Genomic DNA, 7,517 nt, shown 5'->3' on the forward strand with positions numbered 1-7,517 from the left:
GGAGCTGACCGCCGCCGCGCTGGCCGACGAGAAGATCGCCGCCCTGACCGACGGGGCTGAGCCGCGGCGGGTGATCGTGGTGCGGGACAAGCTGGTCAACGTGGTGTTGTAGTGCGGTGAATGACCCATTCACTGCGCCTACCGCAGTGAATGGGTCATTCATCGCAGTGCGGCCACCAGATGGTGCAGCATGGTCGGCCTACCCAGCGGTGGCCGGACCCAGGTGAGCTCGCCGCCGGGCACCCGGGTGGGCGGCAACTCGATACGCGCGGCCGTGGTGAGGTGGCGCGCGCCGGCCGTGGTGAGGGTCGCTCGCCAGGCCCGGGGGACGTGTGCTCGACGCTGGACGAGGAACCGCCAGAAGGCTGGATCGCCGGGAACGGTGATCACCTGTGGTGGCTGGGCGGTCTCGTTGCGCAGGGCGGAGAGCACGCCGGGTCCGTCGGCCGCGGGGATGTCGACGGCGTCGAAGGCCTGACCGGCCAGGGTCCACACGGCGAACCCGTCGGCGACGCACGGCCAGCCGAAGCGCTCCAGATAGCGCTGGGCGGCTTGCTCGCAGTCGGTCGGCTCCATGGCTGAACGCTAAGTCCTAAAGTTTAGAAAATGTACTCACACAATCGGGTGATTCGGCTTCCGTGCATGCGGGGTCGTGCCGGATCGTTGGGGCATGAGCACACGGATCTCACCGGCGGTGCGGCGGCGCCGGCTGGCGCTGGAGCTGCGCCGGCTGCGCGACGAGGCCGGTATCAAGGCGGCGGACGTGGCGAAGGAGCTGGGCTGCTCGCCCGGGAAGATCAGCCAGCTGGAGAACGGGCACGTCGGCGTCACGGTGCCGGATGTCAAGGCGATGCTGGAGCTCTACGGCGTCACCGCGGAGCGGCGGGACGCCCTGGTGGAGCTGGCCCGCTCGGCGCGGGAGCACGGCTGGTGGGAGCCGTATGCCGACGCCATGCACCCGTGGCGCCGGTCCTACGTCGGGCTGGAGACCGAGGCGTCCACGGTGCTGGCCTACCGGTCCGAGCTGGTACCCGGGCTGCTGCGGACCGAGGACTACGTGCGCGCGGTGCTTGCCGCGCGGCCCGAGCCGGCGCCGGCGGAGCAGGTGATCGCCCTGGTCGGGCTGTACCGGGAAAGGCAGGCCAGTCTCGACGCGGGCACGTGGCGGTTCGTGCTCGACGAGAGCGTGCTGCGGCGCCTGGTCGGCTCTGCCGAGATCATGCGGGGGCAGCTGGACCGGTTGCTGGAGGCTGGAAAGCGGGAGAACGTCACGCTCCAGGTGCTGCCGTTCGCGGCCGGCGCGCACCCGGCGGCGTGCGGCTCGTACACCGTGCTCGAGTTCGCGCAGGACCCGGCCGTGGTGTACCTCGAGCACCTGACCGGGGCCGAGTACGTCGAGGACGAGGACGCGGTGCACCGCTACCGTGCGGTGTTCGAGGCGCTGACGACCCGCGCGCTGTCCCGAACCCGGTCCGCCACACTGATCCGGGACGCCGCGAGGGAGCTGTGATGCCGCGACGACTCCTGGCCCTGCCACTCGCCTTGGTGCTCACCGCCTGCGGCAGCTCTGAGCCGCCTTTCGGCTCAGGCGGACGGGTTGACCCGCCGATGACACCCTCCCACCGGACGAGCACCGAGCATGCCACCGCCACATCCCGGCTTGGCACGGCTGCCGCTAACCCGCGGGCCTACCTCGAGTCCAAGCCGTGCGAGCTGCTGTCCGCGGACGAGGCGACGTCACTCGGCCTCAACGCACGGGGCAAGCCAGGGAAGGATGACAACGGCGGGCTCGGGCTTAGTTGCTACTGGAGCGGCCGCGACTTCGCCACATTGATCACGATCGCGTCGCGTCACCCTGTGGCGAAGTTCGAGAGAATGTTCCCGGGTGGTCGGAAGACCACCATCGCGGGTCGCCGCCCGGCATACGTGGCCAGCGGCGCCTACAGCGGCGGGTGCGACGTGGTTCTGGACGTGAACGGCACCTCCGCGCTGGACATCGTGATAACCCGGCACGACAAGAACGAGGTGGCCGCCTGCGTGGTCGGGATCAAGCTGGGCACCCTGATGCACCCCCGGCTGCCCGGCGCCTGACCGGGCTTCACCGAACCGCCCGCGGGCCGCCCGCCCGGCTACTACACTGCCCTGGGTAGATGCTCGACTACCGAGGGGTGACCATGTCGGACGGCGATCCTGCCCAGCGCGCCACCGATGAGATGGCCGACTGGCTGGACCGGAACCGCCCGGCTCCGGACGCGTCCGGCCCGCTCGGCGCCTTCGGCCGGATCGGCCTCACCGCCGCCAACCTCATCGACGCCGCCGGCGCCGGCGCCTTCGCCATGGAACCCGACTCTGCCCAGGCCGTCATGAGAAGGCTTACCGAGGTCCAGGACGAAGTCGCCAACATGAGGCTCATGGCGGTGCAGGCTGCTGTTGATCCCAAGTTCGGTGGCGGGTATGCCGAGGACGTCGGCCGGTTCATTCAAGGTGTGGCGGCCGGGCAGGCCGGGTCGGCCGAGGACGTGTTGACCAAGTTCCGTGATGAGCTGGAGCAGCTCAAGGAAGCAGTTGCGCGGAGCATCCGGAACTATCAGGCCATGGACGACGGCTCGGCGCATCGGGTCGCCGATGCCGGGAATGTGCCGTGAGGCCGTTCGGTTCGCGACTGGCCGGCGGCGTAGCCGCCTTGACGCTCGCCCTGAGCGGCTGTTCGGATTCCCAAGCAGGCCAAGCTGTGCCGGACCCGTCGGCGGTTGGGTCGTCCGAGCCGGGTCTCCCGACGCGCTCCACGTCGTCGTCGAGTTCGCCGACCACATCCTCGCCGTTGGATGATGTAGAGCCATGTTCGCTGCTCCCCGACAGTGACCGGGCGTCATTCGGCCTTGCGGCGGGCGAGCGTCAAGATCTCGGTCGGTCGAGAGGATGTAACTGGCTGCAGTCCGGTGTTTGGGCGTTGCGCATTGGGCTTAGGGCGAGTCTCGCGTTCAAAGACGCGGACTTGCGAGGCGCGACGGCACATCGGGTGGACATCGGTCGGCACGAAGCCTATCGAGTAGAGAACGCTGGCGGGGGCACTGGCGGAACATGCGAGGTATTCATGATCACGAGCCAGTCTTCGTTCGTGGAGGTGACCGCGACGATGGTGACCAGTCGGGACACCGCCAAGGCGTGCGAGTATGCGGTGTCTGTGGCGAAGATCGTTGATCCGAAATTGCCGTAGGCGGATGGCTGATTAGGCGTGCCGGAGGAAGACTCGCCAGGTCGGCTTGGGCAGGACGAGCACGCCACTCGCCGAGTTCTTCGAGTCCCGCACCCCGACCTCGCTTGCCCCGAACGCCACCTCAACACATTCAGTCTCGGGGCCGCTGTAGGTGGACTTCCGCCAGTGGGCCTGCGCGAGGTCCATGTGTTTCACCTTTCGTCGTATTCAGCTGAAACACGGAGCAGGAGGTCTTCTGATTCCGCAGGTCCCAGCGCCGCAACTGCAAGCCTAGCTTTCGCGGTGTGATACGGGGCCACGTCTTCGGGCTCGTCGAGCAGGGCCGAGGACCTGATGTGTTCCAAGTGGACAATCGGGTCCGCCTTGGCGAACTCCAGCAGGACGAAGGGGCTGATGATGCCCCAGTGGCCGCCTCGATCGAACGGGATCACCCGCACGTCGACGTTGGGGCGTCTGGTCATGTGCACGATGTGGCGGAGTTGCTCGGCCATCACCCGCGGGCCGCCCATCGGGCGGCGCAGGGCGGCCTCGTCGATGAAGGCGGTGAACATCGGTGGACGCGGCTTGGTGAGTGCCACCTGGCGGCCGGATCGGACGATGACGCGTTGTTCGGACTCGCGTTGCGGTACGTCGAAGCAGGCCAGCATGGCTCGGGTGTAGTCGTGGGTCTGCAGCATTCCCGGTATGACGAGGAGGTTCACCATCGTGATCGCGGTTGCCTCGGCTTCGAAGCTCATCAGGGCGGTGAGCTGTTTGGGGACGCCCTGGTACTCGGAGCCGGAGTCGAGCCAGCGGCCGCGCTGCTCGGCCTCGCGGGCCAGTTCCAGGATGCGCACGCGTTCGTTGCCGGTGACGCCGTAGGCGACGAGCAGTGCCGACACCTCGGTGAGGTCAACGGCCTTGTGGGCGTTCTCGATGCGGTTGATGGTGGCCGAGGAGACCCCCACCCGCGCGGCCGCCTCGCGGGTGCTCAGGCCGGAGTTGTCGCGCAGCTCCTTGAGTTCCGCGGCCAGCCCGCGCGCTCGAACCATTCCGCGTTTCCGTGACATGGCGCTACCCTAGGAGGAGTCGTGCCGATATCGGCGAACCTTCACTCGATGGTGGTAACTGTCACCACTGCCGTAACGCGGGTGACCGTGCCAGCGTGGCCGCCATGACTTCGACGGACAACCGCCGCATCCTGCTGCCGCCGTACACCGAGGAGGAGGTGGTGTCGATCCTGGAGGACTGGGGCCGCACCTGCGCGCCGAGCCGCTTCATGGTCTACGGCGTCGAGGACGATCCGGCCATCGGCCATGACGGCGACATCCTCGCCTGGGGCCTCGCTTCGTACGACCACGTCTACGTCCACGCTCTCGACTCCACCGGTGGCGGCACCTTCGCCTCCGTCGACAGCATGCGCCGCATCATGTTCCGCCCGGACCGTGACATCCGCGTGCTCTGGATCGACCCACAACCGGAAAATTGACATTTCAGGACCGGCGGTGCCGCCGGCGCTCGGCGTGGAACTGGTGGTCACGGCGAATCAGGCCGACGATGTCCGCGCAGGTTTGCGGGGGCAGCGCCGGCGGCGATCGGTACAGCTCGTCCAGGAGATACCGCGGGTGGTTCGCCAGGAGGTCGACGGTCAGGTCCTCGATCCGGCCGAGCTGTGCGCGCTCGTGCAGGAGCATGACCGCGGTGCTGACCCGGATCTGATGCCCTTTGCGGTTGAGCCAGGAGGTCAGATCCCCGGCGATGTCGTTGACCTGGCGAGCCCAGCTGCGCCCACCCCCGTCGACGGCCGGGCCGGTCTCGACGACGTTGCCGTAGGAGTCGAGTTTCTCGTACCACCACTGGTCGCCGGCGACGTTCAGCCGCACCCGGCGGCGTTTGACCTCGACCGCCCACACCCCTTGCGGTCCGACGAGCACGTGGTCGGTCTCGCCGCGCCGGTTGTGGTAGCCGCGCAGCATGACCCACTCGTCCGGCAGCACGGACAGCGCCCAGGCCAGGGTGTCCTCACCCCAGAGCCCGGCGGCCCGCTGCTGCCGGCGCCCGAATGCCTGCTGCCTGCCGACATCGGCGTGAACGACTTCCTGCCAGGTTTCCTGAACGTGCGCACGCGCTTCCCGCTCAGTGGGGGTGGGCACCGCGAAGATCCGTTTCCACAGTGGCTTCTCGCTGCGAACGACCCTCAGGTAGTCCTGCGACTGCCGGTACCGGTCCGCCCACGCGGCCGTGTTCGCCTCGGCGGACCGCAACTGCTGCTCGGTTCGCCACAACTGCTCACCGCCGTGATCGGAAAGGACCTCAACCCGCATCCCGCCCCCTCCGGTTTCGGCCCGAACCTGTCTCGCCGTCATCATCGCCGAGCCCGAATTCGTTCGTCCTGTCGGCGCCGGTGATGCGGGCGGCGACGTAGGCGACAAGCCTGACGGGACTGCTGGCGACAAAGGTAAAACCGGGGAGGAAGAAGACGACGCTCAGGCCTGCCGCGAACAGCGGGACGAAGACGAGTGGCCCTCGGGTGATGTGGGCGATGGTGATGGCCTGACCGGTCAGCACCTTCGCGGGATAGCGGCAGGTGATGGTTGCCGAACCGGTGAACTCCGGCCGCTTCGGCACACCCCAGATCAGCACGTCCGGCATCGGCCGGCCGCCTTCCGGGGTCACCGTGCACTCGTTGGCCAAGTAGTCGACGTTGTCCTGTTGCCGCCCGAGGGGCTGGACCATGACGATCTCCGTGCCGGCCGGCCAGGTTGCCGCCTGGTCGGGACCGGCGGATTCGCCCCTGCTGACCACGAAAGCACCGATACCGAGAATGACGGCGGCCACCCCCAGGCCGCCGAGGAGCATGCTCCACGCGATTCGGCGCAGTGGCTTGCGGGCTGGCTTGCTCAACGGCCGTCCTTCAGCGTCTGAATGACGATGGTGGCCGCATGGTCCGCCCGGTCGCACCGCGGTCCACCGGCACTGCCTTCGGCCGTGCCTTTCCTGATGCCGTCCACGTCGCTGTCGGCCACCATGAACTCCACGTCGTCGGCGACGCCGACGAACAACTTGCAGAAGCCATACTTCGACTCCCTCCGGCCATTGGCGCGGACCACGGGATAGCCGGCGATCGTGTCCACGGTCCAGGAGTCGCAGTCGATCTGGCTGCGGCATTGCCGGGCGATCCCGGCCAGACCGTCCCCGGTGTAGATGACGATGTCCAGGAAGTCCATCGGGTTCGAATCCGTGCTGGGGCGCCAGTGGCAGGCCACACGACTGCCGGTGCGTTCCTCCTGCGCGACCGGCCGGCCAAGGTCGCGGGCCTGCCGCTCGGGGATCAGACGACAAGGCGCGTCCCGAAACCCGCTGACGTCCAACGGGTTCGACACCGCCGGAACCACCAGCGAGGTGCCCGAACGGGTGGTCGTGCCAGGGCCGGCAGGCGCGGGCGTGTTGCCCGTGCATCCTGCCGCCAGTGCGATCACGGCGAGCGAGGCCGCTGCTACCGCCGCCGGCGTCCGCGCAATCCCTGCCACAGGTCCTCTCCATCGTCATGGCGCCGGCCCGGGGTGCCGGCATCCGGCTGTGCGGCTTGCGCCTTGGTGGCGGCAAGGTCTTCGGCGAGCCCGTTGAAGTCGAACTCCCACAAGGCGGTGAGGCCGTGTTCGAGGAAGCCGGAGTAGGCCGAGGTTCTCGCGATCGTGCGCCAGGTCAGGGTGCCGTCGACGAGTCCCTCGCCGATCTCTCGGGTGACGGGGTCGTCGCTGGCTTTCAGGGCATCGATCATGATCTTCTCCAGCTTGGCCTCGTCCCGGAGGATTTCCGCGTACTCGGTTCCCTCGACGAGCTTGAGAAACTCGGCGCGGCTCGCCGGGAATTGGCCGGAGGTCTGGCTCATGGTGTCCGTCCCCCTACTTGGGCATGGTGTGCGGGGTGTCCGGTAGTTCGGGCAGCCTGGCGTCGGCGTGGTGCAGGCTGCCGTAGTTCGTCTGCGCGGCTTCGGTGACGCTGATGACGTCGTCGATGTCGCCGATCAGTTTGAGGATCTCCCTGATCCCCTCGGCCACTCGAAAAATCTTGTAGCTGGTGAACGCCCCGGCGAGGATCCCGATCGGCACCCCGATCCCGGTGGAGGCCGAGCCTCCCGCGACGGCCGCGGCCGCCGCTGCCTCGAAAGCGGAATCCCCGATCGTGTCGAGGACAGCGACCACGGCGTCGCGCAGCCTGACCATCTCCTCGGACGCCACCCGGTACTGCCCGGCCAGCTTGTCGATCCGCGTGTGCGCCTCTTCCACTGGCGGGACCAGCTTCATCAGGTGGAGTGCGG

At 68.2% G+C, this 7,517-nt stretch carries 13 protein-coding genes; 5 read left to right on the top strand and 8 right to left on the bottom strand.

All coding sequences use genetic code 11. The annotated features are described in order from the left end of the window. Positions 1 to 159: 159 nt before the first annotated feature. Positions 160 to 576 carry a hypothetical protein gene (locus VGR06_RS11215; protein WP_327558950.1) on the bottom strand — a complete coding sequence of 139 codons (417 nt, stop codon included), beginning with the start codon at positions 574 to 576 and terminating at the stop codon, positions 160 to 162. Positions 577 to 670: 94 nt separating this feature from the next. On the opposite strand from VGR06_RS11215, the gene VGR06_RS11220 reads away from it, so the two are divergent. The 4 genes from VGR06_RS11220 to VGR06_RS43860 all read left to right on the top strand — a co-directional run bounded on the left by VGR06_RS11220 (position 671) and on the right by VGR06_RS43860 (position 3,217). Next, entirely contained in the window at positions 671 to 1,510 is an 840-nt protein-coding gene (locus tag VGR06_RS11220) for a helix-turn-helix transcriptional regulator (RefSeq protein ID WP_327558951.1), read from the top strand. Next, positions 1,510 to 2,091, top strand: a complete 582-nt coding sequence (locus VGR06_RS11225) for a DUF3558 family protein (RefSeq protein WP_327558952.1) — start codon at positions 1,510 to 1,512, stop codon at positions 2,089 to 2,091. The genes VGR06_RS11220 and VGR06_RS11225 overlap by 1 nt, the downstream gene beginning before the upstream one ends. Before the next feature lie 83 nt (positions 2,092 to 2,174). After that, positions 2,175 to 2,645 (top strand): hypothetical protein, encoded by a 471-nt coding sequence (locus tag VGR06_RS11230; RefSeq protein WP_327558953.1) that lies wholly within the window; start codon positions 2,175 to 2,177, stop codon positions 2,643 to 2,645. After that, entirely contained in the window at positions 2,642 to 3,217 is a 576-nt protein-coding gene (locus VGR06_RS43860) for a DUF3558 family protein (protein ID WP_414637223.1), read from the top strand. Before VGR06_RS11230 ends, VGR06_RS43860 begins: the two co-directional genes overlap by 4 nt. A 12-nt stretch (positions 3,218 to 3,229) precedes the next feature. On the opposite strand, the gene VGR06_RS11235 is transcribed toward VGR06_RS43860, so the two are convergent. Both VGR06_RS11235 and VGR06_RS11240 read right to left on the bottom strand, forming a co-directional pair. Further along, positions 3,230 to 3,403 (bottom strand): DUF397 domain-containing protein, encoded by a 174-nt coding sequence (locus tag VGR06_RS11235; protein WP_327558954.1) that lies wholly within the window; start codon positions 3,401 to 3,403, stop codon positions 3,230 to 3,232. Between the two features lie 5 nt (positions 3,404 to 3,408). After that, complete coding sequence (locus VGR06_RS11240) at positions 3,409 to 4,266, bottom strand: helix-turn-helix transcriptional regulator (RefSeq protein ID WP_327558955.1); 858 nt, start codon at positions 4,264 to 4,266, stop codon at positions 3,409 to 3,411. 104 nt (positions 4,267 to 4,370) lie between these two features. On the opposite strand from VGR06_RS11240, the gene VGR06_RS11245 reads away from it, so the two are divergent. Next, complete coding sequence (locus VGR06_RS11245) at positions 4,371 to 4,685, top strand: hypothetical protein (protein ID WP_327558956.1); 315 nt, start codon at positions 4,371 to 4,373, stop codon at positions 4,683 to 4,685. Between the two features lie 4 nt (positions 4,686 to 4,689). On the opposite strand, the gene VGR06_RS11250 is transcribed toward VGR06_RS11245, so the two are convergent. The 5 genes from VGR06_RS11250 to VGR06_RS11270 all read right to left on the bottom strand — a co-directional run. Then, complete coding sequence (locus VGR06_RS11250) at positions 4,690 to 5,520, bottom strand: nuclease-related domain-containing protein (protein WP_327558957.1); 831 nt, start codon at positions 5,518 to 5,520, stop codon at positions 4,690 to 4,692. Beyond that, positions 5,510 to 6,100, bottom strand: coding sequence for a hypothetical protein (locus tag VGR06_RS11255; protein ID WP_327558958.1), 591 nt, complete (start codon positions 6,098 to 6,100; stop codon positions 5,510 to 5,512). The genes VGR06_RS11250 and VGR06_RS11255 overlap by 11 nt, the downstream gene beginning before the upstream one ends. After that, a complete protein-coding gene (locus VGR06_RS11260) occupies positions 6,097 to 6,726 on the bottom strand; it encodes a DUF3558 family protein (protein ID WP_327558959.1) in 630 nt (209 codons plus the stop codon). Before VGR06_RS11260 ends, VGR06_RS11255 begins: the two co-directional genes overlap by 4 nt. Then, entirely contained in the window at positions 6,693 to 7,088 is a 396-nt protein-coding gene (locus tag VGR06_RS11265) for a hypothetical protein (RefSeq protein ID WP_327558960.1), read from the bottom strand. The genes VGR06_RS11260 and VGR06_RS11265 overlap by 34 nt, the downstream gene beginning before the upstream one ends. A 13-nt stretch (positions 7,089 to 7,101) precedes the next feature. Next, the coding region (locus tag VGR06_RS11270) for a hypothetical protein (protein ID WP_327558961.1) at positions 7,102 to 7,517 on the bottom strand (416 nt) is incomplete at its 5' end.

It is taken from the genome of Actinophytocola sp. (genome assembly GCF_036002505.1).
GTDB lineage: Bacteria > Actinomycetota > Actinomycetes > Mycobacteriales > Pseudonocardiaceae > DASYTH01.

Excerpts from the sequence above, each read along its gene's own strand:
- VGR06_RS11230 (WP_327558953.1), top strand. The coding sequence starts at position 2,175 with ATGTCGGACGGCGATCCTGCCCAGCGCGCCACCGATGAGATGGCCGAC.
- VGR06_RS11265 (WP_327558960.1), bottom strand. The coding sequence starts at position 7,088 with ATGAGCCAGACCTCCGGCCAATTCCCGGCGAGCCGCGCCGAGTTTCTC.
- VGR06_RS11240 (WP_327558955.1), bottom strand. The coding sequence starts at position 4,266 with ATGTCACGGAAACGCGGAATGGTTCGAGCGCGCGGGCTGGCCGCGGAA.
- VGR06_RS11215 (WP_327558950.1), bottom strand. The coding sequence starts at position 576 with ATGGAGCCGACCGACTGCGAGCAAGCCGCCCAGCGCTATCTGGAGCGC.
- VGR06_RS11225 (WP_327558952.1), top strand. The coding sequence starts at position 1,510 with ATGCCGCGACGACTCCTGGCCCTGCCACTCGCCTTGGTGCTCACCGCC.
- VGR06_RS11250 (WP_327558957.1), bottom strand. The coding sequence starts at position 5,520 with ATGCGGGTTGAGGTCCTTTCCGATCACGGCGGTGAGCAGTTGTGGCGA.
- VGR06_RS11220 (WP_327558951.1), top strand. The coding sequence starts at position 671 with ATGAGCACACGGATCTCACCGGCGGTGCGGCGGCGCCGGCTGGCGCTG.
- VGR06_RS11235 (WP_327558954.1), bottom strand. The coding sequence starts at position 3,403 with ATGGACCTCGCGCAGGCCCACTGGCGGAAGTCCACCTACAGCGGCCCC.
- VGR06_RS11245 (WP_327558956.1), top strand. The coding sequence starts at position 4,371 with ATGACTTCGACGGACAACCGCCGCATCCTGCTGCCGCCGTACACCGAG.